The sequence below is a fragment of the Mycobacterium scrofulaceum genome, assembly GCF_001667885.1.
In the GTDB taxonomy this organism is placed as follows: domain Bacteria; phylum Actinomycetota; class Actinomycetes; order Mycobacteriales; family Mycobacteriaceae; genus Mycobacterium; species Mycobacterium scrofulaceum_C.
This window is the reverse complement of sequence record NZ_LZJW01000133.1, coordinates 1-760: the sequence shown is the minus strand read 5'-3', so window position 1 is coordinate 760 and position 760 is coordinate 1. Positions and strand designations below refer to the sequence as shown.

General features: G+C 71.8%; 1 protein-coding gene and 1 pseudogene. Both read right to left on the bottom strand.

Annotation, left to right across the window (positions count from 1 at the left end; genetic code table 11):
- Positions 1–328, bottom strand: a pseudogene (locus A5681_RS19750) (UDP-glucose 6-dehydrogenase); the annotation flags it as partial.
- 201 nt (positions 329–529) lie between these two features.
- The coding region (locus A5681_RS27210; protein WP_197498657.1) for a hypothetical protein at positions 530–760 on the bottom strand (231 nt) is incomplete at its 5' end.

The following is a 760-nucleotide window of genomic DNA, read 5'->3' as shown; positions in this document are numbered from 1 at the left end:
GCGGCACCAGCGCGTCGATGACGGCGTACACGTGGCGCAGGTCGGCGCCGTACTCGCCTTTCTTCTGCGGCGTGCCTACGCCCAGGAAGTGCACGTCGGCGAACTCGGCCGCCATGTCGTAGTCGGTGGTGAACCGCAGCCGGCCCGCGGCCAGGTTCTTGGCCAGCAGCTTGCGCAGCCCGGGCTCGTAGAACGGAATCTCACCGCCGGCGAGCTTGGCAACCTTGCCCGGGTCGATGTCGACCCCGACGACCTCGTGTCCCAGTTCCGCCATGCCGACGGCGTGCGTGGCGCCCAGGTAACCGGTGCCGAAGACGGTGCATCGCATACAACCGGTGTAGGTCCTCGCGATGAGCTAACTGCATCGCCCCGCTGAGCGAGAGGCAAACGGCAGATGACAGGTGGTCCTGAAGCCCCCGCTAGTGGCGATCGCGAGCGCGGCGCAGCCGGGTAATGGGGGTCGCCACAATCTGGCTAGTGGCGATCGCGAGCGCGGCGCAGCCGGGCGATGGGGGTCGCCACCATCTGGCTAGTGGCGGCCGAAGCCGCCGTGACCACCGCCGAAGCCGCCGTGGCCGCCGCCGAAGCCCGGAATCCCGGGGATTCCGCCGCCGCCGCCGCCGCCGCGCGGTCCGTCCTCACCGCCGCCGTGCGGCCCGTAGCCGCCTCCGGGAGGCCCACCGATGATCGGGCCGCCGATGCCGGGGATCGGCAGCGGGATCGGCACCGGAATGGGCGCCACCGGGGGTGGCGGTGCCGG